Source organism: Tardiphaga sp. 841_E9_N1_2, assembly GCF_051811065.1.
Taxonomy (GTDB): domain Bacteria; phylum Pseudomonadota; class Alphaproteobacteria; order Rhizobiales; family Xanthobacteraceae; genus Tardiphaga; species Tardiphaga robiniae.
In genome coordinates this window covers 4,403,409-4,429,892 of sequence record NZ_JBPWQC010000001.1, presented here as the reverse complement: position 1 = coordinate 4,429,892, position 26,484 = coordinate 4,403,409, and the positions used below count along the sequence as shown (strand labels likewise).

Genomic DNA, 26,484 nt, shown 5'->3' with positions numbered 1-26,484 from the left:
GCACCTTCCTCGCTCAAGACTTCCTGGCCAGAGACCTGCGGACTTTCCTGATCTTTTCCAGCGTCCGCATCCGTCTTGGCTACCTCGCGCTCCCTCCCCGACTTTCCACAGGATCCCTCCCAATGCGGGAAATGAAACTCCAGGACCTCAAGGCCAAGACGCCAGCCGAGCTTGTCTCGTTTGCGGAAGAGCTCGGGGTCGAAAATGCCAGCACCATGCGCAAGCAGGAGCTGATGTTCGCGAGCTTGAAGCAGCTAGCGATCAAGGAAACCGACATCATCGGTGAAGGCGTCGTCGAGGTTCTCTCCGACGGCTTCGGCTTTTTGCGGTCGCCCGATGCGAACTACCTGCCAGGTCCGGACGATATCTATGTCTCGCCCTCGCAGATCCGCCGCTTCGGCTTGCGCACTGGCGATACGGTCGAAGGCCATATCCGCAGCCCGAAGGAAGGCGAACGTTATTTCGCTTTGCTCAAGGTCAGTACGCTCAACTTCGAAGATCCCGAGAAGTCGAAGCACAAGGTCAATTTCGACAACCTCACCCCGCTGTTTCCGGACCAGCGCTTCCGCCTCGAGCTGGAAGATTCGACCCGCCGCGATCTCTCGGCGCGTGTCATCGACATCGTCGCGCCGATCGGCAAGGGTCAACGCGCACTGATCGTCGCGCCGCCGCGGACGGGTAAAACCGTGCTGATGCAGAACATCGCGCATTCGATCACCGCCAACCACCCGGAATGCTATCTGATCGTTCTTCTGATCGACGAACGTCCGGAAGAAGTCACCGACATGCAGCGTTCGGTGAAGGGTGAGGTCGTCTCCTCGACCTTCGACGAACCGGCGGTGCGTCACGTTCAGGTCGCCGAAATGGTGATCGAGAAGGCCAAGCGCCTGGTCGAACATGGCCGCGACGTGGTCATCCTGCTGGATTCGATCACCCGTCTTGGCCGTGCTTACAACACCGTGGTGCCGTCATCCGGCAAGGTGCTGACCGGCGGTGTCGACGCCAATGCTCTGCAGCGTCCGAAGCGCTTCTTCGGTGCGGCCCGTAATGTGGAAGAAGGTGGTTCGCTGACCATCATCGCCACCGCGCTGGTCGATACCGGCAGCCGCATGGACGAAGTCATCTTTGAAGAATTCAAGGGCACCGGTAACTCGGAACTCATCCTGGACCGCAAGGTCTCGGACAAGCGGACCTTCCCGGCGATCGATATCTCGCGCTCGGGTACCCGCAAGGAAGAGCTCATCACGGATCCACAGCTGCTCAAGAAGATGTATGTGCTCCGCCGGATCCTCAATCCGATGGGTACGATGGACGCTATCGACTTCCTGCTCGACAAGCTCCGCAACACGAAGAACAACTCGGAATTCTTCGATTCGATGAATACGTAAGTTTCGGGGCTGTTCGGGCGAACAGTTGCAGGACTGCAAAAAGCGCCGTTGCGAAAGCAACGGCGCTTTTCTGTTTTGTGCACCATTACTCGCTGTCATTCCGGGATGTACGGAAGTCGGCTATGCCGGCTGAAGTACAGACCCGGAATCCCGGATTGTTTTGAACATCTCGGGATTCCCCGCCACTCTAATTGGAGTGGCTGAGGTTCGCTCGTAGCTAACGCTGCGCTCGCCACGGAACGATGGCATGGGTGGGATTTCAGAGTCAGAATCCCCATTGCATCCGGTCACCCGCATCGGCAAATAGGCGATGCATCCACGCGACCAGACGATCTACGCATTGTCCTCCGGACGGCCGCCGACGGCGATCGCTATCGTGCGCGTGTCGGGTCCACTGGCGGGGCAGGTCTTGGAGCGTCTGGCGAAGAAGCTGCCGGCGCCACGGCTGGCGGCTCATGTTCTGCTGTCAGACGAAAAGCTTGGTCCGATCGACGATGCAGTGGTGCTGTGGTTTCCGGAACCGGCCAGTGCGACCGGGGAAGATGTTGCCGAATTTCATATCCACGGCGGACGCGCAGTGCTGGCTTCCTTGTTTGAAGCGCTGGCGGCTATCGATGGCTTACGGCCGGCGGAGCCTGGCGAATTCACGCGCCGTGGGTTCGAGAACGGCAAGCTCGATCTGACTGAGGCGGAAGGCCTTGATGATCTGATCCATGCCGATACCGACCGGCAGCGGCGTCAGGCGCTGCGGCAGCTCAAGGGACTGCTCGGCGACAAGGCGCGCAACTGGCGACAGCAGATCATCGAGGCGCTGGCTCTGGTCGAAGTCGGTATCGATTTTTCCGACGAGGGCGACGTATCCGCCGAATTGCTGACGCCGGCTTTGGCGAAAGCATCGGCGCTGCATCGGGAGATTGAGGACGTGCTGGCGGCGCAGGGTCGAAGCGAGCGGTTGCGTGACGGTCTGGTGGTGGCCATCGCTGGCCAGCCCAATGTCGGCAAATCAACGCTGATGAATCAGCTCGCCCGGCGCGAGGTGGCAATCGTATCACCGCATGCGGGCACCACCCGGGACGTCATCGAGGTGCAGCTCGATCTCGACGGTTATCCGGTGACGATCATCGACACCGCCGGCATTCGCGAGACGGCCGATCCGGTGGAGGAGGAGGGCGTGCGCCGGGCGCGGGCTCGGGCGGCCGAAGCGGATCTGGTGCTATGGCTGGTCGACTCCGGCGCGGAGGCGTCCAATCCGGGGCAATGGTTGGCGGAATCTGAAACGCCGGTCTGGGTGGTCCGGAACAAGGTCGATCTGATCCAGGGTGTATCGGACGGGCCAGACTTGTTGATCGCGATCTCTGCAGAGCGCGGCGATGGCCTCGCACAACTGTTGGCCCTGCTGATCGATTTCGCCGGTCGGTACTTCGGGAGCGGTGAGGCCGGGCTGATTACCCGGGAGCGGCAACGTCTTTTGCTGCGCAGCACGTCGGATTTGCTGCAGCATGCTGCAGCATCGGCCGGGCATGGTGAAGAATTTGTTGCGGAAGATTTGCGTGCTGCAGCGCAGCAATTGGGGCGGTTGCTTGGGCGGGTGGATGTGGAAGATATCCTTGATAGCATCTTTCGGGACTTTTGTATAGGTAAGTAATATTTCTTTGTTCATTATTTAATGAAGTGAATGTAAAATCATCTAAGAAGCGAGCCTCTCGCTTAAACAGATTCCAACCGTCTCAAAAAGACAAGACTGCAGGCGTGCGCCGCTAAAGCAGATTGTGTTTCACGTGAAACAGTCCTGCCTCTCAGATCCTCTTCGGAGGACATCCGTTGTTTCACGTGAAACGCTGCCTGTGGATTTCTCTTCAATCCCGGCGGCACCCGCGCTAGAAGCTGCGGCCATGCAGGACAAGTTTGACGTCATCGTAATCGGGGGAGGCCATGCCGGGTGCGAGGCCGCGGCTGGTGCTGCGCGCATGGGCGCGCAGACGGCACTGGTCACGCACCAGTTCGCGACCATTGGCGCGATGTCCTGCAACCCCGCCATCGGGGGTCTGGGCAAGGGTCATCTGGTTCGCGAAGTCGATGCGCTGGACGGGTTGATGGGACGCATCGCCGATGCCGGCGGCATCCAGTTCCGCATGCTCAACCGCAAGAAGGGTCCGGCCGTTCGTGGCCCGCGTACCCAGGCGGACCGCAAGCTTTACGCTGCAGCGATGCAGGCGGCGATCGTCGCGACCGAGAACGAGAATCTGAGTGTGGTTGAAGGCGAGGCCGACGACCTGCTGATGTCAAATGGCCGGGTCACCGGCATCCGTCTGGCCGATGGCCGCGAACTCGCTGCCGGATCGGTGGTCATCACCACTGGCACCTTTCTGCGCGGCCTGATCCATCTCGGCGAGAAGAACTGGCCCGCTGGCCGGATCGATGAAGCTCCCGCACTCGGCCTGTCCAAGGCGTTCGAGCGTGTCGGCTTTACCCTTGGACGGCTCAAAACCGGCACGCCACCGCGGCTGGATGGAACCACCATCGACTGGGCCGGGGTAGAGATGCAGTCCGCCGACGATCCGCCGGAGCCGTTCTCGGTCATGACCGAGCGGATCACCAATCCGCAGATCCAGTGCGGCATTACGCGCACCACACCGGCCACCCATGAGGTGATCCGCGCCAATGTGCATCGTTCGCCGATGTATTCCGGCCAGATCAAGAGCTCAGGGCCGCGCTATTGCCCGTCCATCGAGGACAAGATCGTCCGCTTTGGCGATCGCGATGGTCACCAGATCTTCCTGGAGCCGGAAGGCCTCGATGACTCCACGGTCTATCCCAACGGCATCTCTACCTCACTGCCCGAGGAGGTTCAGGCTGCGATCCTGGCCTCGATCCCCGGTCTCGAGCGAGTCCGAATGGTCCGCCCCGGTTATGCGATCGAATATGACCACGTCGATCCCCGCGAACTCGATCCGACGCTGCAGACCAAGCGCGTCGCCGGCCTGTTTCTGGCCGGGCAGATCAATGGCACCACCGGATACGAAGAAGCGGCCGCCCAGGGTCTCGTCGCCGGTTTGAATGCGGCCCTGGCCGCGAGTGGGAGCCAGCTAACCGTATTCGATCGTGCCGATGGCTATCTCGGCGTGATGATCGACGACCTGGTCACGCGTGGGATTACCGAGCCCTATCGAATGTTCACGTCGCGGGCCGAATATCGTCTCACGCTGCGTGCCGACAACGCCGATCAGCGCCTGACCGACAAGGGTATCAGCCTGGGATGTGTCGGCAGCGCTCGTTCGGCCCGGCATGGCGCCAAGATGGAAGCCCTCGCCGCTGGTAAGGCCCTGACCCAGGCGCTGTCGATCACTCCTAACGGGGCCGCTAAGCACGGTCTGGCGCTCAATCATGACGGTCAGCGCCGCTCTGCCTTCGATCTCCTCTCCTACCCAGAGACCGAATGGGCCACCGTGACCCGGATCTGGCCTGAATTGTCGGCCATTGACCCAGCGATCGGCACCCATATCGAGATCGACGCCAAATATGATGTCTATCTGAAGCGTCAGACCGCGGATGTGGAGGCTTTTCGCCGTGACGAGGGTCTCTCGCTGGTGGATGTCGACTATGATGCGGTCCCCGGACTGTCCAATGAGGCCCGGGCGAAGCTCAAGGCAGCGCTTCCTCACACCGTGGGGCAGGCGGGACGTCTGGATGGTATGACCCCAGCGGCGCTGGCCATTCTCGCGGCCTATCTCCGCCGCGAAGCACGCAAGCCGAAGGCTGCTTTGGCCTAGTTGGTTGTTTCACGTGAAACAGGAAGCCGAAATCAACGCGGCTCCGTTGAAGGTGGCTTCGCTGGCCGGCGGGGCCAGAAGGCAATAGCTGCGACGGCCACTGTAAAGAGAACCACGGCGACGATCGTCTGGACCACGTCGAAATTGAGTGCGTCACGCGAGACGAACAGCGCGGTGATGGGTGCTGCCAGCATCAGGAAAAGCCGTACGATCACACTCATGGTCATCTGCCTCCAACGATGATTCATTGGAGGCCGGACTCGTCCTGCTCGCATTGATCCTGGTCAACTCACTGTCCTGAATCCTCTATACTGCAAACCCTTGCGCCCTCAGGCGGCATTCAGCTGGTTATCAGAGGTGCTGAACAGGTCGTACAGGACGGCGTAAGGATCGCCTTCAAGCTTGAGCGCACGCGCAAAGGCAGGCTCTGTCTTTACTCCTCCGGCCCGTAACGCGCAGATGGCGGTGTGGAAGGCGGGTCCGCCCAGGGTCAGCAGTCGCTTCTCGACCTCGAAGTGCCGCCAGCCAGCTTGATCCTGTACCGGAGTCGAGCTGACGAAGATTTCGAATGGCCATCCATAGGTGCTGAGCTTAGCGACGACCGGTCGGCCTCTGGCCGACCATTGATAGAGCGCGAAGTCATCGGCCTCGCGAAAATGCTCCCAGAGCAGGGTGGCTACGGAAGATCTATCCGTGGCGCAACAGACGATATCGATGTCGCTGCCGGGTCTGGCCAAGCCAAGCGGAAGTGTGCCGACCACATGCGGATCGAACGGCGCCAAGATCCTGAGCAGATTAGTTCGCCGCAGAGCCTCCTGATAGGTCGGTCGCTCGGTCATCGCGTGCTTTTTGTCCCGATTTGCCGCTGCCGCTCCGCAATTCGATAGCCGGAAAAATGGACTCAGAGTATGGATGGGTCCCAACAGCTTTACAGACAATCCAATGGCTCAACGATCCCAACAAGCGGCGCCCGCACCCCGGCTCGATGCCGATAAAGCTGCGGCCTTGCGGCTGACCCCTGTTTCACGTGAAACGGAAGACAGGCTCGATCGCTATGTCGACCTGTTGCTGCAGTGGCAGGCCAAGACAAATCTGATTTCGCCGGCCACGCTTCCAAATCTCTGGACGCGCCATATCTCGGATTCGCTGCAGCTTCTGAGCCTTGCGCCTTCAGCCATGACCTGGCTCGACTTCGGCAGCGGCGGAGGTTTCCCCGGTGTCGTTCTGGCCTGTGCCATGGGTGACGTCGCAGGTGGGCATGTTCATCTCGTCGAGCGCAACGCCAAGAAGGCGGCGTTCCTGCGCGAAGCATTACGTGTGACGCAAGCCCCAGGCACAATTCATCTGACTGACATCGGGGATAATGTGGATAGATTTCCCGAGCAAGTCGATTGCATCACCGCGCGTGCCGTTGCCTCGTTACATATCATTATCGGTTTCGCCGAGCCCCTGATGAAACCGGGTACAAAAGCCTTATTTCTCAAGGGTCAAGATGTAGAATCGGAATTGACCGAAGCTACTAGATATTGGAATATAAGCCCGCGCCTGCATGCCAGCCTGACCGGCGGACAAGGCTGGATCGTCGAACTCGACCGGATCGAGCGACTGACCCCGTCCGCAAACCAAAATGGCCACACCAATGACCGTAATTGATCAACAATATCAAGAGCATACGTCAAATACGGTGCCTGGCCATCCGCGCATCCTGGCGCTGGCGAATCAGAAGGGCGGCGTTGGCAAGACCACTACCGCGATTAATCTCGGCACCGCACTCGCCGCGATCGGCGAGCGCGTGTTGATCGTCGATCTCGATCCGCAGGGCAATGCGTCCACCGGTCTCGGCATCGATCGTCGCAATCGCAACTGCTCGACCTATGACGTTCTGATCGGCGAAGCGCCGCTGCGCGACGCCGTCGTCGTCACCGCCGTGCCGCGTCTGCACATAGCCGCCTCAACTATGGATCTGTCGGGCCTCGAGCTTGAACTCGGTTCGGCCCGCGACCGCGCCTTCCGGCTGCGCGATGCGATCGGCGAGTTGAACAACAATGTCTCGCCGGGCTCCGACTATACTTACGTGCTGATCGATTGCCCGCCATCGCTCAACCTTCTCACCGTCAATGCCATGGCCGCGTCGGATGCGATTCTCGTTCCGCTGCAGTGTGAGTTCTTCGCGCTCGAAGGTCTGTCGCAATTGTTGCAGACCGTGGAGCAGGTGCGCTCGACGCTGAATCCGAACCTGTCGATCCATGGCATCGTGCTGACCATGTTCGACTCGCGCAACAACCTGTCAAACCAGGTGGTTGCCGATGTCCGCGAATTCATGGGCAGCAAGGTCTACGAGACCATGATTCCGCGCAACGTCCGCATTTCGGAAGCGCCGTCCTACGGCAAGCCGGTGCTGGTCTATGACCTAAAGTGCTCGGGCTCTGAAGCCTATCTGCGGCTCGCGACCGAAGTGATCCAGCGCGAGCGCGACCTGCGCACCGCTCACTGAGCAAGTCGGGTGGGCAAAGCACAGCGTGCCCACAACAGCGGATTGCAAACGATAATGGCAGGCACGGCGCAAGTACGCCTTTGCCCAGCCTGCAACCGAATTTCAAGTTTGAGTACGGAGTGGCGCGATGAGTTCGAAGGGATTGGCGATGGCTGATGAAGCGCGTTCGCGGCTGGGCCGCGGTCTTGCAAGTCTGATCGGCGATGTCGGCGGCGAGGCCGCGCATGTCGAGCGTCCTTCGCGCAACCAGCGCAAGGTGCCTATTGAATTTCTCAAGGCCAATCCGCGCAATCCGCGGCGGGTCTTTGCGGATGCGGAACTCAGCGAACTCGCGGCGTCGATCAAGCAGCACGGCGTGATCCAGCCGATCGTGGTGCGGCCGGTGAAGGGTAGCAACGATCGCTTCGAGATTATCGCCGGCGAACGCCGCTGGCGCGCGTCGCAGATCGCCGGTCTGCATGAAGTGCCGATCGTGCCGCTCGACGTGACGGATTCGGCCGCGATGGAAATCGCGATCATCGAAAACGTCCAGCGCGAAGATCTCAACGCGATGGAAGAGGCGCAGGGCTATCACGCGCTCGCCGAGACCTACAAACACAGCCAGGACGAGATCGCGAAAATCGTCGGCAAGAGCCGCAGCCATGTCGCCAACATGATGCGCCTCACCAAGCTGCCGGAGGACGTGCAGGGCCTGATCGCCTCCGGTCAGTTGTCCAACGGTCACGCTCGCGCGCTGATCAACCTGCCGGACGCATCGGGCGCTGCGAAGCGGATCATCGCTGAGGGACTAAACGTTCGTCAGACCGAAGCACTCGCGCACGAAGAGGGGGTGCCGGAACGCGCGCCGCAGAAGCCGCGCACGTCGTCTCCCAAGGCGGCGAAGGATGCCGACACGATCGCGCTGGAGAAACGGGTCAGCGACGTGCTCGGGCTGAAAGTGTCGGTGGATCACCGTGATCCCGGCGGGACCGTGATCATCAAGTATCGTGATCTCGATCAGCTCGACGAAATTCTGAAGCGGCTGGATTCGGAAGGCTGATTTCGACGGTGCTGCTTCCTAACCTCTCCCCGCTCTGCGCGGGGGAGGTCGCCGCGCAGAGCGGCGGGTGAGGGGCAGCGCACAGAGTTCGCCGCAGAGATATGCTCTCGGGTCGGATCATTTCACTGACGTTTTTGAAGACGAATTGGTGCGATCCGAAAGATCGTGTGTTGGGCTGACTTTGTCCCATGCCCCTCACCCGACCGGCTTCGCCGGTCGACCTCTCCCCTCAAATGCGGGGCGAGGTTAAGGGAGCGCCATCGCTACCTAACCCCGCCGTCTTGCATTCACGGCAATCGACATCAACGCCCTCTGTGCGATCACCGCGCCGAGGGCGTTTTGCTTGCGGACATCGAGGGCGGCAACGGCGAGCTGGTCGATGATGTTGACCAACCGCTGTGCGGAGAAATTTCGCAGCGCTGCTTCCACCGTTCCCTTGCGGGAAAAATGCAGCCGCGGAAACCCGCTTTCCACCGCTGATGATGCCGAACTACCAGCCTCCACCAGCAGGCTGGCTTTGTGCAGCAATGCGGCCTGGCGCTGCGCGGCCATCATGATCATGCCCGGATAAGTTCCGGCGATCATCGCCTTGTTGAACTCGACTTCCACCGCGGCGGGATTCCCGGCAAAGGCGCCGTCGACAATTGGATCGATCTTCAGCTCGGACGCGTCGGCGACGACGGCCATCACGTCGTCGAGCGTGACTTCGCCGGTACCATGCGCATAGAGCGTGAGCTTGCGGAGCTCGTTACGCGATGCCTGCCGATCGCCGCCGAGCAGCGACATTAGTGTGGCGCGTGCATCCGGCGCCATGCGGAGATTGGAGACGCGGAGCTCTTCATCGATAAGCTTTGCGAGATCGCGCTCGGTGTCGGGGTAACAGGCGATGGCCACCGCGGTCCTGGCCTTCTCGCAGACTTTCCGCAAAGGTGATTCCGGCCTGAGCTCGCCGGCCTCGATCACGATGCGGCAATCCTTGATATCGGAGTTAGCGAGCGTGTCGACGCCGTTGGAAAAATTCTTCGAGCCTGCGCGCACACGGATCGCCCGCCGCCCACCGAACAGCGGCACCGTCATAGCTTCTTCGACGAGACGCGACGGCTCGGCGGCCAAATCATCGCCGTCCATGCGAACCAGCGAAAATGGATCATTGGGATCGTCGACCGCGGATTTCATCAGCGCGTCGGCGCGCTCGCGGACGATTCCAGCGTCAGCTCCGTAGAGCAGAATGATCGGCCGGCCGGCATCCGGCCGCGCCAGAAACGTGTCGATGTCTTTTCCGCGAAGCGCGACCACGCGACGGCTTAGGTGCCGGCGTAGAAGAACGACGCCAGACGGGTATTGATGTTGTCGGCGATCTCACCGGCCGCGCGGTCCTCGGCGTCGCGATAGGCGCGGGCGCGGGCGAAGCGCTGTAGCTGGCCGGGGATGTCATAGGTGACGCGGGAGAAGGTGCTGCCGGTCAGGACCTGCTTTCCGGTGGCGATCTCGATCAGGCCGTAGGTCGCGTCGATACCGTAATTTTCGCTGGTCGGCAGCGCGGTATTCGGGTCGACGATCAGCGAGGTCCGGCTTGGGTTGAAACGGATCTTCAGCTGATAGGTCGGCGGCAGGCCGGTGGCGCTGCCGTACATCTTGAACATGAGTGCATTGCGGATATTCACGCCGACGCGCGCTTGCGGCGACGCGTTGGGATAGTCTAGCGGCGGAACCTCGACGCCCTGCAGCTTCTCGCGCAGGCCGGGTTTACCGTCGCCACGCTCGGCATACATCGGCTGGAAGCAGCCGGCCGTCAGCGCCGCCAGGGTGGCGACGACCATGAGCCGGGCGGCAATACGGGATTTAGCCGACAACATTCACGATCCTCTGGGCGACGACGATGACCTTCTTGACGGGTTTGCCGTCGAGAGCTTGTTTTACAGCATCGAGCGCCAGAGCGGCAGCCTCAATTTCCGGGTTCGTCGCTTCCCGAGCCACTGTGACTTCTCCGCGCTTCTTGCCGTTGACCTGTACCGGCAGGGTCATGTTGTCTTCAACCAGCAGATTAGGCTCGATTTGCGGCCAACGGGCTTCCGAAATCATGCCGGGCTGCCCCAGCACACCCCAGCACTCCTCGGCCAGATGGGGCATCATCGGCGCAAACAGTTGAACAAGAATGACCGAGGCCTCGTGGAGCGCCCAGCAAACGTCCGGGGCCGGAGTTCCGGGCTTCGCCAAAGCTTCGCCCAGCACATTGGAAAATTCACGGATATGGGCGAGGCAGACATTGAAATGAAGCTTTTCGATCTCGACCGAGACCTTGCTGAGCGCGCCATGGGCAGCCTTGCGGATCGCCAAGGCATCGGGGCCGAATTCAGCCGGTCGGGCTGCCGGCGCCGATTTGCCGTGCGCGGCTGATTCGTTGATCTGCCGCCACAGACGCTGCACGAAGCGCGAGGCGCCTTTGACGCCTTCTTCGCTCCAGATGACGTCGCGGTCCGGCGGCGAATCCGACAGCATGAACCAACGGGCGGTATCGGCGCCGTAGGTGCCCATGATGTCGTCGGGGTCGACTGTGTTGCGCTTCGACTTCGACATCTTTTCGATCGGGCCGATGGTGATGTCTTCGCCAGTGGCGATCAGCGTAGCGCGCTGGCCGTTACCGCCGATCTCGATGTTGATCTCGGCCGGTGAGGCGAAGGTGCCGTCCTGTTTCTTGTAGGTCTCGTGCACCACCATGCCTTGCGTGAACATGCCGGCAAACGGCTCGTCGAAATTGACGTGGCCGGTGGCCTTCATGGCGCGGGTGAAGAAGCGGCTGTACAGCAGATGCAGGATCGCGTGCTCGACGCCGCCGATATACTGATCAACAGGCATCATTCGATTGGCAACGGCGGTCGTCGTGGGTGCCGACGTGTTCCATGGATCCGTGAAGCGCGTGAAGTACCAGGACGAATCCACGAAGGTGTCCATGGTATCGGTTTCGCGCCGCGCATCCGCGCCGCAGTTCGGGCACTTCACATGCTTCCACGTCGGATGATGATCGAGCGCATTGCCCGGCTTGTCGAAAGTCACATCCTCCGGCAGCACGACCGGCAGATCCTTGTCCGGCACCGGCACGATATCGCAGCTCGGGCAGTGGATGATCGGGATCGGGCAACCCCAATAGCGCTGACGTGAGATGCCCCAGTCGCGCAGGCGGAAATTGATCTCGCGCTTGCCCCAGCCGTCCTTCTCGAAAATCTCGAGCGACTTCTTCATCGCTTCTTCGCAGGTCATCACACCGGGTGCACCCACCCAACGGACATACTGCACAGTCTCACTTTTCGCCGGAGCGAAAGCGATGTTACCAACGCGCTCATCGCTACCGACGGGCACGAACACGTCGAGCACCGGCAGGTCGTACTTGCGCGCGAAATCCAGGTCGCGCTGATCGTGTGCCGGGCAGCCGATGATGGCGCCGGTGCCGTAATCCATCAGCACGAAGTTCGCGATATAGAGTGGCAGTGTCCATGACGCGTCGGCGGGATGCGTGACCTTGATGCCGGTGTCGAAGCCGAGCTTCTCGGCTGTGTCGATCTCGGCCTGCGAGGTGCCCATGCGATGGCATTCCTCGATGAAGGCGACAACCTTGGGGTCCTTTTCTGCCAGCGCTTTCGCCAGCGGATGATCCGGCGAGATCGCAGCGAAAGTCGGACCATACATGGTGTCCGGGCGTGTCGTGAACACCGGCAGTTTGTCGAATCCCGCGGGTGCGCCGATCAGTCCGAACTGGAAATGCAGACCTTCCGACTTGCCGATCCAGTTGCGCTGCATCAGGCGCACCTTGTCGGGCCAGCGATCCAGCGTATCCAGCGCAGACAGCAGCTCGTCGGAATATTTGCTGATCTTGAAGAACCACTGGGTCAGCTCGCGCTGCTCGACCAGCGCCCCTGAGCGCCAGCCGCGGCCGTCGATCACCTGCTCATTGGCCAGCACGGTGTGATCGACCGGATCCCAGTTCACCTTGGACTTCTTGCGCTCGGCGAGGCCGGCGCGCATGAAATCGAGAAACATCTTCTGCTGATGCTTGTAGTAGGTAGGGTCGCAGGTTGCGAATTCGCGCGACCAGTCCAGCGACAGACCCATGGTCTGCAGCTGCTTTTTCATCGACGCGATGTTCTCATAGGTCCACGCCTTCGGAGCGACTTTGCGCTCGATCGCGGCGTTCTCGGCGGGCAGGCCGAACGCATCCCAGCCCATCGGATGCAGCACGTTCTTGCCCTGCGCGCGCTGGAAGCGCGCAACCACGTCGCCCATCGTATAGTTGCGGACATGGCCCATATGGATGCGCCCCGACGGATAGGGGAACATCTCGAGTACGTAATACTTCTCGCGCGGATCGTCGTTCTTGGTGGCGAAGATCGCCTTGTCGTCCCAGACGCGCTGCCAGCGCGGTTCGGTCTCGCGGGCGTTGTAACGTTCGTTGCTCATGGTGTTTTTGAAATCCGCCGGCCGGTTCGAGCGCTTCTCAGATCATGGACGCGCGAACGAGGTCGCAAACCGGTGCTTGCTCGGGCTGAATTCGCGCTTGAGGCCGGGGACTAGGCCATAAAAGGCCGCGTTAGGTCAATGGTTTAAGACAAGAAACGGGACCAGGGGCGGGCCCGCAGTCTCACCCCGCCAGCGACACGGCCGTGCCATATGCCCGGACGAAGCCGTGCTCCACCACGGTGTTGCGGCCACGCCGTTTGGCGGCGTAGAGCGAGGCATCGGCTGCCTCGATCAAATCGTTCGCCGTCTCCAGCGTAGCTGGCATCGTCGAGGCCACGCCGACACTGACCGTGACCCGCTGATGTGCGCTGGTGGCATGGGAGACCGCCAGGTTCCAGATTGCCGCGCGTACCATTTCGCCGATTTGGACGCCGCGGGCGACCTCGGTGCCCGGCAGCAGCAGGCAGAATTCCTCGCCGCCATAGCGTCCGGCAAAGCCCGAGCAGCGATCGGCCAGGCTGGAGAGAGCTTCGCCGACGCGCGCCAGGCAAGCATCGCCTTCGGGATGGCCATAGGTGTCGTTGAAGAGTTTGAAGTGATCGACGTCGATCATCAGCAGCGTCAGATGGTCGCCGGATTGCTGGGCCTTCAGCCATTCGAAATCGAGGCGGCTCTGGAAGCCGCGCCGATTGGCAAGGCCAGACAGCATGTCGATGGAGGCAAGCACCGTGAGCTGCTCGTTGCTGGCGCGCAATTCGCGTTCGCGACCACGCAACTGCGCCGCCATGCCGTAAAATGCGCGTGCCAGCGGTACGAACTCGGCCGGCAGCTTGTTCCGCGCTACGCGGGCCGACCAGTCGCCGCGACCGAAGCGCTGCGCCATGGTCTCCATCATCTGGATCGGCTTGATGATCAGTCGCTCCGCAACCACCAGCGCGCCAAGCAGAACGAACAGGCAAACGAAGGCGAGCTGCAAATAGGCGGTGCGGATCTCGCGATCGGCAACCGCCGAGACTCGGGCCTCGTCGATGCTGACGATCAATTGCGCGCCGGTACCGGGGATTGTCGCGAATGATACGGTGCGCTGTGAACCGTCACTGGCGCTGAATGACAGCGAACCGGTCTGCTTATCCGTATTGCGCAGATGCGCTTCGATCATCGGCAATAGAGCAAGGTCTTCCATCGGCCGACCAATCGCGCTGGCGTTTGTCGGCGGCGCTGCAAGCACGGTGCCGGCATGATCGACCAGCAGTGTCGTGACACCGGGCCGGTCGCCGAGATTGCCCATGATCTTCGACATCCAGTCGAGATTCACCGCCGCCAGTACCACGGCATCGTCGCCCTTAGTCAGGCCCGGTGCGAGATAGGCAGCCATCACTGTCGGCTGGTTCGTTAAACGGCTGAACAGATAATCGCTGACGACAAACTCACCGGTCGCTATCGCTCTCTTGAAATAGGGGCGATCGCTGAAATCGAATCTCTGCTCGATGACTTCCGGCCAGGTCGAGCACATGGCGATGCCATCCGCGCCGGCCACCGTCAGGCTGCGCAGCCACGGCATATCGCCGCGGAGGCTCGCCCGCATGATGGCGCAGCTCCGATTCACCTGAGCGGCCGACGTATAGATGTAGGCGGATGATTTCAGCACGGCCTCGATCGAGGCGAAGACTTCGCGCTGTGCATCGGCGCTGTGCTGGGCGACGCCAGCGAAATCACGCGCGGCCGTCGCGATCTGGTGGGTACGCGTCGCATCGAGTGAGCGAATTCGCTCCGCCATTAATGGCCCGACCAGAATGAGGGCCAACAGGACCAGTCGAGCGCGAATACCGAGAGCTCCCCTAAGCCTCGCTTTATTGCGGTTAATACCGATGCGTGACATCTTCGATCCCTAAGCCCCGCGGACATAGGTACTCCAAAGCCTTCAAAAAGCCTTTCCCGGATTCGTTAAACTGCAATGGATCTCAAGAAAGTTCGCGCCTTGGTTGAAAATAAATCCGTGCAAGAGTCGTCGGGCGTAACGTCTTCTTTACCAACCGACGGACTCGCTTCGGTCGAGTACGATATCTTCCGCGCATGTAACGAAGCGCGGCGGGACCGCAGTTCTGTGACGTTGATCGCGGTGTCGAAGACGTTCGAGGCTGACGCAATTGCGCCCGTGATCCAGTCCGGTCAGCGTGTGTTCGGCGAAAATCGCGTCCAGGAGGCAAAATCCAAATGGCCGGCGCTGATCGCCACTCAACCCGCGATTGCGTTGCATTTGATAGGGCCTTTGCAGTCCAACAAGGCCAAGGAGGCGGTCGCCTTGTTCGATGCGATTCACTCGGTCGATCGACCGAGCATTTGCGAAGCGTTAAGCAAGGAGATGAAGGCGCAGCAGCGGACGCCGCAGCTCTTCGTACAGCTCAACACTGGTGAGGAGCCGCAAAAGGCCGGTATCGCGCCGGGCGAGGCTGATGATTTCTTGGCGCGTTGCCGCGATACCTATGGGCTGACGATTTCCGGACTGATGTGCATTCCGCCGGTTAACGATGCGCCGGCACCGCATTTCGCGCTGACAGCGAAGATCGCTGCACGCAACGGGCTCACGCAATTATCCATGGGAATGAGCGCCGACTTCGCCATCGCCATCCAGTTCGGCGCAACTCATGTGCGCGTCGGCTCGGCGATTTTCGGACGTCGCTAGGCCATCGGCCTAGCCGATAACGATCTTCGTCTTCGGTCCGATCCGGGCCAGCAGCCGCAGCATGGCTGGCTTGGTCATGGCCACACAGCCCGCGGTCGGTGCGAATTTCGGGCGGGCCAGATGCAGGAACACTGCACTGCCTCGCCCTGCGATCCGTGGTCGGGTGTTCTGGTCGATCTCGATGATGAAATCGTAGAGATGATCCTCGCGGGCCAGTCGGTCGCCGTCATTTCCATGATCGAGCCGGACCGGCCGATTGTAATGCCGGTCTGATGGATCTTCGCACCAGCCATCCATCGGCGTGATGGGGCGGATCGGCAGGAAGCTACGCGGACGTGGATTACGGTCGGCCCGCCACCACAGCCGGATGGGGCGAAACGTCCCACGCGGCGTTCCGCCATCGCCTTCGCGTTTGTTCGCCTTGATTCCGCCGCGGCCGAGCGCGACGGGTATGGCTGTGTGGTCGGTCGTCAGCCATCCACGGAGTCTGTCTCCGGCTGACGCGCAAATGTGAACCATAGTTAGCGGTCGATCACGCAAGCTTGTTCGATAAGTGTCTGAAATAACGAGACTTCCCATCCGAATCGCGAACTCCGCCTTGCTATTTACCGCAAATGTTCTATTTCGCGCTGCAGCAGTACATTCGCCGGGAATGTCGCTGATTTTGCGCTAGAATATGCGGTAACGGCGAAGCCTGTCACGATTTCTAGCCCACTGTTTCAGCGCGGCAAACAACGCTCCGCCGCAGCCGTTCAAAGGATTGTCGCAATGCCCAATGCCCGCAAGATCTTGATCGTGGATGACGATACTGATTTGCGCGAGGCGCTGGTCGAGCAGCTGTCGCTGCACGAAGAGTTCGAGGCCTCCGCTGTCGACACCGGCGCCAAGGGCGCTACTGCAGCCAAGGCCAATTCCCCCGATCTGGTGCTGATGGATGTCGGTTTGCCCGACACGGACGGTCGCGAAGTCGTGCGCAGCCTGCGCAAGGGTGGCTTCAAGGCGCCGATCATCATGCTGACCGGCCACGACACCGATTCCGATACCATTCTCGGTCTCGAATCCGGTGCCAATGATTACGTCGCCAAGCCGTTCCGCTTCGCCGTGCTGCTGGCGCGTATTCGCGCGCAGCTCCGTCAGCACGAAGCCAGCGAAGATGCCGTCTTCACCGTCGGTCCCTATAGTTTCCGGCCCGGCTCCAAGATGCTCACCGGCGCCAATGCCAAGAAGGTCCGCCTGACCGAGAAGGAAACCGCGATCCTGCGCTTCCTGTACCGCGCCGGCCAGTTGCCGGTGTCGCGCGAAACGCTGCTGCAGGAAGTCTGGGGCTACAATTCCGGCGTCACCACGCACACCTTGGAAACGCATATCTATCGGCTGCGCCAGAAGATCGAGAAGGACGCCGCCAATCCTGAAATCCTGGTGACGGAAGCCGGTGGCTACAAGTTGGTGCCGTGATACGATTGGGGAGCCGATTCGCCATTAGCTGTTCGGTGCCCTCCTTTGCGCCTCCCGATCACACGGTTCTACATGTCGATCGATGATGATGTAGCCCTGCTTGAGCGCGTCCCGACATTGCGCCTGTTGGGTATCGCCGCTTTGCGCGTGATCGCGATCGGCTCCGAACAGCAGGAATTTGCGCGGGGCTCCGTGTTGTTCCGGCAGGGCGACGATGCCGATTGCGGCTATGTCGTCCAGAACGGCGCATTCCGCATCAGCCTCGACAACGGCAGCGATCATGAGGTGATCGCGGGGCCCGGCACATTGATGGGCGAACTTGCACTGCTGGTAGCGATGCAGCGGCCATCGACGGCGGTCGCCACGGAATATTCCAGCACGATCCGGATCACGCGCAGCCTGTTTCAGCGCGTGCTCGACAGCGATCCCGCGGCCGCGCGCCGTCTGCGTGACGACATGGCGACTCGCGTCAGCCAGCTTGCCAGCGATGTGACGCTGATCGGCGCCAAGCTCAGCCAGTAACTGATATCAAAGCTCCAGCACCGTCGTGACCGGTACGTGGTCCGATGGCCGCTCCCAGCCGCGTGCATGTGACGTGACGGTGAAGTCGCGGATCGAATCTTTCAGCGCAGACGACACCCAGATGTGATCGAGGCGGCGGCCGCGATTCGACGCCGCCCAGTCGGCGGCGCGGTAGCTCCACCACGTGTAGATCTTTTCCGACAGTGGAATGCGTTCGCGCGCGACGTCGATCCAGTTGCCCTCGCTCTGCACAGCGAGCAGCTTTTCGCACTCGATCGGCGTATGCGACACGATCTTCAGCATCTGCTTGTGCGACCACACGTCATTCTCATGCGGTGCCACATTGAGATCGCCGACCAGGATATGACGCGCATCGCCGCGCGGGTGCAGTGGCTCGCAGGTCTTCATCTCGTCGAGGAACGAGAGCTTGTGCGCGAACTTCGCATTCACGTCCGGATCCGGGACGTCACCGCCGGCAGGCACATAGAAATCATGCACGATCAGCGGCACGGCCATGCCGGCCTTTTCACCGAACGATACCGAGATGTGGCGTGAGTCCAGATTGTTGCAGAACACGCGGATGTCGCTGCTCTCGAACGGAAGTTTCGAGACGATGGCGACGCCGTGATAGCCCTTCTGCCCGTTCAGCACGACATGGTCATAGCCGAGCTGTTTGAAGCGCTTGAGCGGAAAGGCATCGTCCGGGCACTTGGTTTCCTGCAGACACAGCACATCCGGCTGCATCTCTTCGAGAAACTTGGCGACAAGGTCGATGCGCAATCGCACCGAATTGATATTCCAGGTGGTCAGGGAAAAACGCATGGAAATCCGATGGTGAGACGGCGCAAGCGCGCCTGCTCATCATGAGGGCATCACCTGCAGCGAAAACTAATTCGCGCCGCTGGTGGGATACTTGGTGAAGTCGATCTTGAACAGCCCCGGGTCGGGCTTTTTCGCGGTATCGAGATTGTAGATCGCGACCGTGGTGTCATAGCCCTGCGGGTCGGTGACGGTCCACTGCTTGAGCTGTCCATCCTTGGTGCCGACCATCAGCATCAGGCGCGAGGTGCCGACCAGCGCGTTCTTTTCCTCAATGGTCACCGACGTATAGAGGTCGTCAGCGCTGACGGCGACCACATTGGTGTCCTTCATCAGATCGATGCGATCGGACAGCAGATAGCGCAACGGTGTCTGCGACAGCGGGTAGATGTCCTGAGTTGCCAGCTTGGAATCGCGGACGGCGAGCGACTGGCCGTCGGACACCATGGCGATGGTCGTCGGCGCATCATATTCGAAACGGACCTTGCCGGGCTTCTGGATGAAGAAATCACCGGTGGTACGGCTGCCGTCCGGGCCCACCTGAACAAAGTTACCGCTTAGATTGCTGAGCGATGACAGATAGCTGCTGACCTTGCTCGCCTGCGCCTTTTGATTGGCGTCGAAGCTCATAAAAATGCTGGCCGGAACGTTGCGGCGCGGATCCGGAATGATCGGATTCGGCGGCGTGGATGTCGTCGTCGATGTCTTGGGTGCGATTGCAACTGGCGGCCGAACGGTCTGGGGCTCGGAGGCCGACATCTGGAAACTGCCATTGCTGCGCGCCTGCGGTGCAGGTCGCGGCAAGGGGATTGACTGGGCATAGGCCGAGGGCGCCACAATGGCGGCGACAAACGTCGCGACGAGGCCGGCTGCGCCGATGCGCAGGAAAGACCGGTCTGCGGCGTGATGGGTCGGGCGTCTCATCAAGGCGTCGTCCTGCTCGGAGGGTTCGGCGCATTTTACCGCGCTTTGCGTCAGAATGGGTACCGGTTTTGCGGTCCGGCCGGTGGTCTCTTGCGCCCCCCGCCGCGGCTGGCGCCGCCAGCGCAGGCGCTAACCCGGAGCTGTGGCGATTTCGCGACTCAAAAGCGGGATTGTCCATCGGCGGGGTCAAACTCTCAGAACCCGCTTTCTTCTTCTTCGATCAGAATCTCGCGTTTACCGGCATGGTTGGGCTGACCGACGATGCCTTCATTTTCCATGCGCTCTATCAACGACGCTGCGCGATTGTAACCGATCTGCAGCCGGCGCTGGATGTAGCTGGTCGACGCCTTCCGGTCGCGCTTCACGATGGCAACGGCTTGCTGGAACAGATCGCCACCACCGCCATCGGCACCCATGCCGGTCGAATCGAATACCGCGCCGTCCTCGCCCTCTTCCGGTTCTTCGGCGGTGACCGCTTCGAGATATTCTGGCTCGCCCTGCGTCTTCAGGTGACGCACCACCTTCTCGACTTCCTCGTCCGACACGAAAGGACCGTGTACGCGCGAGATGCGGCCGCCGCCAGCCATATAGAGCATGTCGCCGCGGCCGAGCAGTTGCTCGGCCCCCATCTCGCCCAGGATGGTGCGGCTGTCGATCTTCGACGTGACCTGGAAGGAAATGCGCGTCGGGAAGTTGGCCTTGATCGTGCCGGTGATGACGTCCACCGAAGGACGCTGCGTTGCGAGGACGACGTGCAGACCGGCGGCGCGTGCCATCTGCGCGAGGCGCTGCACCAGGCCTTCGATGTCCTTGCCGGCGACCATCATCAGGTCGGCCATTTCGTCGACAATGATGACGATATAGGGCAGCGGCGCGAGATCGAGTTTCTCTTCCTCGTAGATCGCCTTGCCGGTTTCCTTGTCGAAACCGGTGTGAACGGTGCGCGAGAGCTCCTCGCCCTTGGCCTTGGCTTCCACGAGGCGCGCATTGTAGCCGTCAATGTTGCGGACGCCGAGCTTGGCCATGCGCTTGTAGCGCTCTTCCATCTCGCGCACGGCCCATTTCAGCGCGACCACGGCCTTCTTCGGATCGGTCACGACCGGCGTCAGCAGATGCGGGATGCCGTCATAGACGGAGAGTTCGAGCATCTTCGGATCGACCATGATCAGGCGGCACTGATCCGGCCGCAGCCGGTAGACCAGGCTGAGAATCATGGTGTTGATCGCGACTGATTTGCCCGAACCGGTGGTACCGGCGATCAGCATATGCGGGGTGCGCGCAAGATCGATGATGATGGACTCGCCGCCGATATTCTTGCCGAGGCAGAGCGGGAGCTTGATGCTGCCGTCATTGGTGTCCTGCACGGTCAGCAGTTCGCGCAAGTAGACGTTTTCGCGATGGGCGTTCGGCAGCTCGATGCCGATGGCGTTGCGACCGGGGACGACGGCGACGCGGGCGGACAGCGCGCTCATGGAGCGTGCGATGTCGTCGGCAAGGCCGATCACGCGCGACGACTTGATGCCGGGTGCGGGTTCGAGTTCGTACAACGTGACGACGGGGCCGGGATTGGCTTTGACGATTTCGCCGCGCACGCCGAAGTCCTGCAGCACGCCTTCCAGCGCGCGCGAATTGGCTTCGAGTTCGGCCTTGCTGAGCGGCTTGCGATCGGCGGCCTTTGGCGCGGTGAGCATGCCGACGGAGGGCAGTTCGAACTTGCCGTTGGATTTGCGCACCGGCTCCTTGGCCGAGGATTTCTTGCGCGCCTTCGGGGCGGGCTCCTCTTCTTCTTCTTCTTCCTCGTAGTCCTGCTCTTCGTCCTCGTCGTGACCGCTCTCGTCTTCGTCATGCGGCGCGATAGAGGGACTGTTGCGGCGACCGCCGAGATTGGGTTCCTGACGCTCGAAGGATGCCGCGCGCGCCTTGGGTTCGCTCGCAACCATCTTGCCGTAGACCAGCGAGAGCAACCGGCCGAGACGCGCCTTCGCGCTCATCACGGCATGCGCGGCCCAGCCAAGCGAGACCGAGATCGAGCTGCGATCGCGGGTTTCGTCTTCTTCGAATGGCTCGTCGTCTTCCTCGATGTCGATCTCGGCAAACTCTTCCTTCGCCTGTGCGCCATAACCGCAGGCGATGAAGAAGGTCACGATCATCGCCGCGCAGAGAATAAAGCCGAGGACGAATCGATAGATGAAGCCGACGGGACCGAAGACTACCGCGGGCGCGCGAAACAGCGCGTCGCCGACCACACCACCGACGCCGGTCGGCAGCGGCCACGACCCGCCATGCTGCCAGCAGCTGGCAAAACCTGATGCGATGATGGTGCAAAGGACCCAGCAACCGATACGCAGCGCTTCGCGATCGAAATGCCGATGCGTCATCATCCGCCAGCCCCAGACGGCGATGGTGAGAATCATCATGATCGCGCCGAGGCCGAGGATCTGCATCAACAGATCGGCACCGATCGCGCCGGGATAACCGGCGACATTGCGGATCGCACGCGAGGTGGCATGGCTCAGGCTCGGATCCTGCACGGACCAGGTCATCATCGCTGCCGCCGCGACACCTGCGGCGCAGACCAGGCCAAAGCCTGCCAATTCGCGCAGCCGTCGTCCCAGCATCTCGCGAATCGACGCGGGCAGATGGCCGACGAGAGGAATGACGCGTTCGATCGTGGTGCTCATACCGGAGTGCTCATGCGCCCTGCATCAATCCAGGATCTTCAATTCAAAATCTTCACCAGCCGATGCAAAGCCTCGGCTGTCGTTTCACTGTCCTGCACCATGGCCAAACGAATATAGCCGGCGCCGGGATTGCTGCCGTCGGCCTGCGGGCGCGCCAGATAACTTCCGGGCACCACGCGCACGCCGCCATCGCGATACAGTCTCACGGTTGCCTCTTCGTCGCCGCCATATGCGGAGACATCGAGCCACAGACAGAAGCCTCCGGCCGGTCGCTTGTAGCCGTAGCGATTGCCGAGGATCTGATCCGCAAGATCGAACTTCAAGCGGTAGAGCCTGCGATTCTCTTCCACATGTGCTTCGTCGCTATAGGCGGCAACCGCGACCTGCTGCAGCGGTACCGGAACCTGCGGCGCGGCCACATTGCGCAATTCGTGAAACGCGCTCAGGAATTTCTTGTCGCCGGCGACGAAGCCGACGCGCATGCCAGGCAGGTTCGAGCGCTTTGATAGCGATTGAAACGCAACGACATTGGCATAGTCGGGTCCGGCTGACGCCAGCATGCTGCCGGGCGCGGCCTGTGTGTAGATTTCCGAATAGCATTCGTCGGACAGCACGATGAAACCGTAGCGCAGCGCGTGGTCGTGCAGCTTCTTGAAGTAAGCGGGCGTCGCGACGGCGCCTTGCGGGTTGGCCGGCGATGCGACGTACATGGCCACCGTGCGTGCCAGCGTCGCCTCATCGAGTGCGTCGAGATCGGGAAGGAAGCCGTTGGCCACTGTGGTCGGCATGAAGATCGGCTCGCAACCCGCGGCGCGCGCACCGGCGCCATAGGCCGGATAGAACGGGTTCGGCAGCAGGATCGCCGGCGTGCCTTTACGCGGGCCGACAAAGCGCGCGGCCGTGATCGCGGCGAAGAACAGGCCTTCGCGGCTGCCATTCAGCACCAGTATTTCGGTTTCCGGATCGAGGTCGCGCGGGAGATTGAAGCGCGTGCCCATCCACGTCGCGGCGGCGCGGCGGAACGGCTCAATGCCCTTGGCGATCGGATAGCGGCCGAAATCGGCGGTGTGTTTGGCGAGGACCGGCCCGACGAAATCCGGCACGGGGTGCTGCGGTTCGCCCAATGACAGTGTGATCAGCGGTTGGCCGGGCTGATATGGCGCCAGCAATTCCGTCAGTCGCGCAAACGGCGAACGCTCGCCATCGGGCCCAGCCGAGGTCCGGCTGCCAGCGCCTTGCGCCGCGGAAGGAGGAGCGGTGAGTGCCATCAGGAAAACGCCAGTACTTTCAAGGCAGCCGATCGCCCCATGAGATCGGCCGAAATGGGATCAAACCACCATAGATACGGCGAGGTTAAGACGCGATTAACCATCGAGGGGCCGGCCTTGCTATCACGCGTTCAGCGGCCGTCCAGGCCTATGCGGGGATCAGAATGGCCCCCAAAAAGTGAAAGGCCCCAGCTTGCGCTGGAGCCCTTCGACGGTTGGGACATTGCCGGGTAGTGCCCCAACCGATCCCTTTGTGAGCATCCCAGACCGATGATCCGGGATGGCTCGTGACGCTTACATGTTGTAGGCGCGTTCGGTGTGCTCGGTGACGTCGAGGCCTTCGCGCTCGACTTCAACATTGACGCGGAGACCGACGATCACGTCGACGACCTTGAACAGGATCGCCGAACCGACGCCCGACCACACCAGCGTGGTCGCGACAGCCTTGCACTGCGCGATCATCTGGGTGACCATGTCGTAGTCGCCGATCTTGCCGGCGACGTAGTCCATGACGCCGGTGCCGCCGAGGGCCGGGTTGACCAGGATGCCGGTGCCAAGCGCGCCGATGATGCCGCCGACGCAATGGACGCCGAACACATCGAGCGAGTCGTCATAGCCGAGCGAGTTCTTCACGACGGTGCAGAAGAACAGGCAGACGATGCCTGCGACCAGACCGAGAACCATCGCGCCCATCGGGCCCGAGAAGCCGCAAGCCGGGGTGACGGCGACGAGGCCGGCAACCGCGCCCGATGCTGCGCCGAGCAGCGACGGGTGACCCTTGGTCATCCACTCCGCGAACATCCAGGCCATCGCCGCAACCGCAGTTGCGAGGAAGGTGTTGGTCATCGCGAGAGCGGCAGTGCCCGAGGCTTCGAGGTTCGAACCGACGTTGAAGCCGAACCAGCCAACCCACAGCAGGGACGCGCCGATCATGGTCATGGTCAGCGAGTGCGGAGCCATCAGCTCCTTGCCGTAGCCGGTGCGCTTGCCGATGATCAGGCAGCCCACGAGGCCAGCAATGCCGGCGTTGATGTGAACGACGGTGCCGCCAGCGAAGTCGAGAGCGCCCCACAGGAACACCTGGCCAGCATCGGCCATGACTTCATCAAGCTTGGCCTGAGCCGCAGCCTTCGCATCGGGAGCCGCAGCCGCAACAGCCTTGGCGGCTGCAACGATGGCGTCCGGACCAGCCCAGTACCAGACCATGTGCGCGATCGGGAAGTAGATCAACGTCACCCAGAGCGGGATGAACAGTGCAATCGCGGCGAACTTGGTGCGTTCTGCGAAGGCGCCGACGATCAGGCCGGGGGTAATGGCGGCAAAGGTCATCTGGAAGCAGAAGTAGACGAGTTCCGAGATGTTGGCGTCCGCGGTGAACGAAGCAGCCATCGAGTCAGGCGTCACGCCGGCGAGGAACGCCTTCGAGAAACCACCGATATAGGCCGAACCGCCAGTGAACGTGATGCTGTAGCCGTAGAGAGCCCAGATCACCATCACGATGCAAGCGGTGTAGAGGACCTGCATCAACACAGAGAGCATGTTCTTGGAGCGAACGAGGCCGCCATAGAACAGGGCGAGGCCCGGGACGGTCATCAACAGAACCAGCACCGTCGAGGTCATCATCCAGGCGTTATCGCCCTTGTTGACCGTCGGATCGGCGTAAGCCGCAGTTGCGGCGAACAGGCCAACGGCGAGTGCCGCCAATCCCGCGCCAGAGGGACGCTTAAACGTCATTGTGTTTGACTCCTGATTGAAGAATGGGTGAGCGCGAAATCCGAGGAATTCGACTTAGAGGGCTGCAGCATCGGCCTCGCCGGTGCGGATGCGAACCGCGTGGTCGAGGTTGATGACGAAGATCTTGCCGTCGCCGATCTGGCCGGTCTTGGCGGCGGTGGTGATGGCTTCGATGGTCTTGTCGACCTGATCGGAAGCGACAGCCACCTCGATCTTGATCTTGGGCAGGAAGCTCACCGCATATTCAGCGCCGCGATAAATTTCCGTATGGCCCTTCTGTCGGCCATATCCTTTGACTTCCGTCACCGTCAAACCATGAACGCCAATGGCGGTCAGGGCATCACGGACTTCCTCAAGCTTGAATGGCTTGATGATCGCCATAACAATTTTCATGGGTCCTATCCCCGCTTGGGCCCGACCGAAAACCGACCGGGCGATCTCGACTGAGGTTCACCACGCGGAGAAGTTCACTACGCGGGCACAGCCAGGCCAGATAGAATCAAATGCCGTGCCAGATCGGCGGAATTCTCTAACGGTTTATGAATCCCCAGCTTTTCGCGTTTCTCACGTGATGAGACAGAGTGCGCTATTCGGTCGCGCCCAAACTCTAGCCAATCCTGCCCAAAAGGGAAGCATGACAGGCTCTCGACATATTCCTGCTTAGGCGGCGGGCAGCCCAGAGGTGCCCAAATACGTCAATCCGAGGCAAAAAACTCGAAATTGTCTAATCTGCAGGCCTTCCAACTGGCGCGCGTGGAATTGACATGGTTCAACCGGGCAAGACCGCAGAGTCCTTCGGGCGTATTCGAGCGGACTGCGAGAGCAGTTCTGGCTGAAAGCCCAGTGGGCGCTGGCTTATTGCCTAAAGCGCGTCGCTGTCGGTCTCGCCGGTGCGGATACGCAGGGCGTGGTCGATCGGGGTCACGAAGATCTTGCCGTCGCCGATCTGGCCGGTCCGGGCTCCGGTGGAGATGACCTCGACCGCCTTGGCCGCGAGGTCGGACGCCACAGCGATTTCGAGGCGTAGTTTGGGCAGGAAGTTCACAATATACTCGGCGCCGCGATACATCTCGGTATGGCCCTTCTGCCGGCCATAGCCCTTCACTTCGGTCACCGTCATGCCGTGGACGCCGATGGCCGTCAGAGCCTGACGCACTTCATCGAGCTTGAAGGGTTTGATGATCGCGACCACGAGCTTCATGCAGGATTCCTCTTCGGGGGCGGTGTACGACCCTGCTTACGCAATCAGACAGCT

At 61.3% G+C, this 26,484-nt stretch carries 23 protein-coding genes; 9 read left to right on the top strand and 14 right to left on the bottom strand.

Translation table 11 applies throughout. The features are described from left to right. Positions 1-122 precede the first annotated feature (122 nt). From rho to mnmG, 3 genes are all read left to right on the top strand, one after another. The gene (gene rho / locus AB8A50_RS21275; protein ID WP_439078830.1) at positions 123-1,388 is read left to right on the top strand and encodes a transcription termination factor Rho; all 1,266 of its coding nucleotides are present in this window, start codon (positions 123-125) and stop codon (positions 1,386-1,388) included. Between the two features lie 310 nt (positions 1,389-1,698). Then, positions 1,699-3,033, top strand: coding sequence for a tRNA uridine-5-carboxymethylaminomethyl(34) synthesis GTPase MnmE (mnmE, locus tag AB8A50_RS21270; protein ID WP_439078829.1), 1,335 nt, complete (start codon positions 1,699-1,701; stop codon positions 3,031-3,033). A gap of 247 nt (positions 3,034-3,280) precedes the next feature. Then, positions 3,281-5,158, top strand: coding sequence for a tRNA uridine-5-carboxymethylaminomethyl(34) synthesis enzyme MnmG (mnmG, locus tag AB8A50_RS21265; RefSeq protein ID WP_439078828.1), 1,878 nt, complete (start codon positions 3,281-3,283; stop codon positions 5,156-5,158). Positions 5,159-5,190: 32 nt separating this feature from the next. Here the strand turns inward: mnmG and AB8A50_RS21260 are convergent, their stop codons facing one another. Further along, positions 5,191-5,379, bottom strand: a complete 189-nt coding sequence (locus AB8A50_RS21260) for a hypothetical protein (RefSeq protein WP_439074148.1) — start codon at positions 5,377-5,379, stop codon at positions 5,191-5,193. A 108-nt stretch (positions 5,380-5,487) separates the two neighbouring features. Beyond that, positions 5,488-5,997 (bottom strand): DUF4269 domain-containing protein, encoded by a 510-nt coding sequence (locus tag AB8A50_RS21255; RefSeq protein WP_439078827.1) that lies wholly within the window; start codon positions 5,995-5,997, stop codon positions 5,488-5,490. A 103-nt stretch (positions 5,998-6,100) separates the two neighbouring features. Here AB8A50_RS21255 and rsmG point away from each other — a divergent pair, with 103 nt between their 5' ends. From rsmG to AB8A50_RS21240, 3 genes are all read left to right on the top strand, one after another. Beyond that, positions 6,101-6,811, top strand: coding sequence for a 16S rRNA (guanine(527)-N(7))-methyltransferase RsmG (gene rsmG / locus AB8A50_RS21250; RefSeq protein ID WP_439080015.1), 711 nt, complete (start codon positions 6,101-6,103; stop codon positions 6,809-6,811). Continuing rightward, a complete protein-coding gene (locus AB8A50_RS21245) occupies positions 6,798-7,652 on the top strand; it encodes a ParA family protein (protein ID WP_068730223.1) in 855 nt (284 codons plus the stop codon). Before rsmG ends, AB8A50_RS21245 begins: the two co-directional genes overlap by 14 nt. A 148-nt stretch (positions 7,653-7,800) precedes the next feature. Continuing rightward, entirely contained in the window at positions 7,801-8,691 is an 891-nt protein-coding gene (locus AB8A50_RS21240) for a ParB/RepB/Spo0J family partition protein (RefSeq protein WP_439080014.1), read from the top strand. 267 nt (positions 8,692-8,958) lie between these two features. Here the strand turns inward: AB8A50_RS21240 and holA are convergent, their stop codons facing one another. The 4 genes from holA to AB8A50_RS21220 all read right to left on the bottom strand — a co-directional run bounded on the left by holA (position 8,959) and on the right by AB8A50_RS21220 (position 15,022). Beyond that, complete coding sequence (gene holA, locus AB8A50_RS21235) at positions 8,959-9,987, bottom strand: DNA polymerase III subunit delta (RefSeq protein ID WP_439078826.1); 1,029 nt, start codon at positions 9,985-9,987, stop codon at positions 8,959-8,961. An 8-nt stretch (positions 9,988-9,995) separates the two neighbouring features. Next, positions 9,996-10,547, bottom strand: a complete 552-nt coding sequence (locus tag AB8A50_RS21230) for an LPS assembly lipoprotein LptE (RefSeq protein WP_089263131.1) — start codon at positions 10,545-10,547, stop codon at positions 9,996-9,998. After that, positions 10,534-13,143 carry a leucine--tRNA ligase gene (leuS, locus tag AB8A50_RS21225; RefSeq protein ID WP_439078825.1) on the bottom strand — a complete coding sequence of 870 codons (2,610 nt, stop codon included), beginning with the start codon at positions 13,141-13,143 and terminating at the stop codon, positions 10,534-10,536. The genes AB8A50_RS21230 and leuS overlap by 14 nt, the downstream gene beginning before the upstream one ends. A gap of 181 nt (positions 13,144-13,324) precedes the next feature. After that, positions 13,325-15,022, bottom strand: a complete 1,698-nt coding sequence (locus AB8A50_RS21220; RefSeq protein ID WP_184512500.1) for a diguanylate cyclase domain-containing protein — start codon at positions 15,020-15,022, stop codon at positions 13,325-13,327. Between the two features lie 75 nt (positions 15,023-15,097). On the opposite strand from AB8A50_RS21220, the gene AB8A50_RS21215 reads away from it, so the two are divergent. Beyond that, positions 15,098-15,826, top strand: coding sequence for a YggS family pyridoxal phosphate-dependent enzyme (locus tag AB8A50_RS21215; protein WP_089263137.1), 729 nt, complete (start codon positions 15,098-15,100; stop codon positions 15,824-15,826). Between the two features lie 9 nt (positions 15,827-15,835). On the opposite strand, the gene AB8A50_RS21210 is transcribed toward AB8A50_RS21215, so the two are convergent. Then, positions 15,836-16,345 (bottom strand): L,D-transpeptidase family protein, encoded by a 510-nt coding sequence (locus AB8A50_RS21210; RefSeq protein ID WP_439078824.1) that lies wholly within the window; start codon positions 16,343-16,345, stop codon positions 15,836-15,838. A gap of 249 nt (positions 16,346-16,594) precedes the next feature. Here AB8A50_RS21210 and AB8A50_RS21205 point away from each other — a divergent pair, with 249 nt between their 5' ends. Both AB8A50_RS21205 and AB8A50_RS21200 read left to right on the top strand, forming a co-directional pair. Next, positions 16,595-17,281 (top strand): response regulator transcription factor, encoded by a 687-nt coding sequence (locus AB8A50_RS21205; protein ID WP_068730214.1) that lies wholly within the window; start codon positions 16,595-16,597, stop codon positions 17,279-17,281. 72 nt (positions 17,282-17,353) lie between these two features. After that, positions 17,354-17,803, top strand: a complete 450-nt coding sequence (locus tag AB8A50_RS21200) for a cyclic nucleotide-binding domain-containing protein (protein ID WP_439078823.1) — start codon at positions 17,354-17,356, stop codon at positions 17,801-17,803. A 6-nt stretch (positions 17,804-17,809) separates the two neighbouring features. Here the strand turns inward: AB8A50_RS21200 and AB8A50_RS21195 are convergent, their stop codons facing one another. The 7 genes from AB8A50_RS21195 to AB8A50_RS21165 all read right to left on the bottom strand — a co-directional run bounded on the left by AB8A50_RS21195 (position 17,810) and on the right by AB8A50_RS21165 (position 26,430). Then, positions 17,810-18,625 carry an exodeoxyribonuclease III gene (locus AB8A50_RS21195; protein ID WP_439078822.1) on the bottom strand — a complete coding sequence of 272 codons (816 nt, stop codon included), beginning with the start codon at positions 18,623-18,625 and terminating at the stop codon, positions 17,810-17,812. Positions 18,626-18,691: 66 nt separating this feature from the next. Further along, a complete protein-coding gene (locus tag AB8A50_RS21190) occupies positions 18,692-19,546 on the bottom strand; it encodes an outer membrane lipoprotein carrier protein LolA (RefSeq protein ID WP_320446095.1) in 855 nt (284 codons plus the stop codon). Between the two features lie 194 nt (positions 19,547-19,740). Continuing rightward, positions 19,741-22,227: a DNA translocase FtsK gene (locus AB8A50_RS21185; RefSeq protein ID WP_439078821.1), complete on the bottom strand. Its 2,487-nt coding sequence runs from the start codon at positions 22,225-22,227 to the stop codon at positions 19,741-19,743. A gap of 38 nt (positions 22,228-22,265) precedes the next feature. Then, positions 22,266-23,495, bottom strand: coding sequence for an aminotransferase class I/II-fold pyridoxal phosphate-dependent enzyme (locus tag AB8A50_RS21180; protein WP_439078820.1), 1,230 nt, complete (start codon positions 23,493-23,495; stop codon positions 22,266-22,268). Between the two features lie 294 nt (positions 23,496-23,789). After that, positions 23,790-25,229: an ammonium transporter gene (locus AB8A50_RS21175; protein WP_439060239.1), complete on the bottom strand. Its 1,440-nt coding sequence runs from the start codon at positions 25,227-25,229 to the stop codon at positions 23,790-23,792. A gap of 54 nt (positions 25,230-25,283) precedes the next feature. Continuing rightward, positions 25,284-25,622: a P-II family nitrogen regulator gene (locus AB8A50_RS21170; RefSeq protein ID WP_068730208.1), complete on the bottom strand. Its 339-nt coding sequence runs from the start codon at positions 25,620-25,622 to the stop codon at positions 25,284-25,286. 469 nt (positions 25,623-26,091) lie between these two features. After that, positions 26,092-26,430, bottom strand: a complete 339-nt coding sequence (locus AB8A50_RS21165; RefSeq protein ID WP_089263151.1) for a P-II family nitrogen regulator — start codon at positions 26,428-26,430, stop codon at positions 26,092-26,094. Positions 26,431-26,484 lie beyond the last annotated feature (54 nt).

Coding starts and splice junctions, on each gene's coding strand:
- rho (WP_439078830.1), top strand. CDS start 123: ATGCGGGAAATGAAACTCCAGGACCTCAAGGCCAAGACGCCAGCCGAG.
- mnmE (WP_439078829.1), top strand. CDS start 1,699: ATGCATCCACGCGACCAGACGATCTACGCATTGTCCTCCGGACGGCCG.
- mnmG (WP_439078828.1), top strand. CDS start 3,281: ATGCAGGACAAGTTTGACGTCATCGTAATCGGGGGAGGCCATGCCGGG.
- AB8A50_RS21260 (WP_439074148.1), bottom strand. CDS start 5,379: ATGAGTGTGATCGTACGGCTTTTCCTGATGCTGGCAGCACCCATCACC.
- AB8A50_RS21255 (WP_439078827.1), bottom strand. CDS start 5,997: ATGACCGAGCGACCGACCTATCAGGAGGCTCTGCGGCGAACTAATCTG.
- rsmG (WP_439080015.1), top strand. CDS start 6,101: ATGGCTCAACGATCCCAACAAGCGGCGCCCGCACCCCGGCTCGATGCC.
- AB8A50_RS21245 (WP_068730223.1), top strand. CDS start 6,798: ATGACCGTAATTGATCAACAATATCAAGAGCATACGTCAAATACGGTG.
- AB8A50_RS21240 (WP_439080014.1), top strand. CDS start 7,801: ATGGCTGATGAAGCGCGTTCGCGGCTGGGCCGCGGTCTTGCAAGTCTG.
- AB8A50_RS21230 (WP_089263131.1), bottom strand. CDS start 10,547: ATGTTGTCGGCTAAATCCCGTATTGCCGCCCGGCTCATGGTCGTCGCC.
- leuS (WP_439078825.1), bottom strand. CDS start 13,143: ATGAGCAACGAACGTTACAACGCCCGCGAGACCGAACCGCGCTGGCAG.
- AB8A50_RS21220 (WP_184512500.1), bottom strand. CDS start 15,022: ATGTCACGCATCGGTATTAACCGCAATAAAGCGAGGCTTAGGGGAGCT.
- AB8A50_RS21215 (WP_089263137.1), top strand. CDS start 15,098: ATGGATCTCAAGAAAGTTCGCGCCTTGGTTGAAAATAAATCCGTGCAA.
- AB8A50_RS21210 (WP_439078824.1), bottom strand. CDS start 16,345: ATGGTTCACATTTGCGCGTCAGCCGGAGACAGACTCCGTGGATGGCTG.
- AB8A50_RS21205 (WP_068730214.1), top strand. CDS start 16,595: ATGCCCAATGCCCGCAAGATCTTGATCGTGGATGACGATACTGATTTG.
- AB8A50_RS21200 (WP_439078823.1), top strand. CDS start 17,354: ATGTCGATCGATGATGATGTAGCCCTGCTTGAGCGCGTCCCGACATTG.
- AB8A50_RS21195 (WP_439078822.1), bottom strand. CDS start 18,625: ATGCGTTTTTCCCTGACCACCTGGAATATCAATTCGGTGCGATTGCGC.
- AB8A50_RS21190 (WP_320446095.1), bottom strand. CDS start 19,546: ATGAGACGCCCGACCCATCACGCCGCAGACCGGTCTTTCCTGCGCATC.
- AB8A50_RS21185 (WP_439078821.1), bottom strand. CDS start 22,227: ATGAGCACCACGATCGAACGCGTCATTCCTCTCGTCGGCCATCTGCCC.
- AB8A50_RS21180 (WP_439078820.1), bottom strand. CDS start 23,495: ATGGCACTCACCGCTCCTCCTTCCGCGGCGCAAGGCGCTGGCAGCCGG.
- AB8A50_RS21175 (WP_439060239.1), bottom strand. CDS start 25,229: ATGACGTTTAAGCGTCCCTCTGGCGCGGGATTGGCGGCACTCGCCGTT.
- AB8A50_RS21170 (WP_068730208.1), bottom strand. CDS start 25,622: ATGAAAATTGTTATGGCGATCATCAAGCCATTCAAGCTTGAGGAAGTC.
- AB8A50_RS21165 (WP_089263151.1), bottom strand. CDS start 26,430: ATGAAGCTCGTGGTCGCGATCATCAAACCCTTCAAGCTCGATGAAGTG.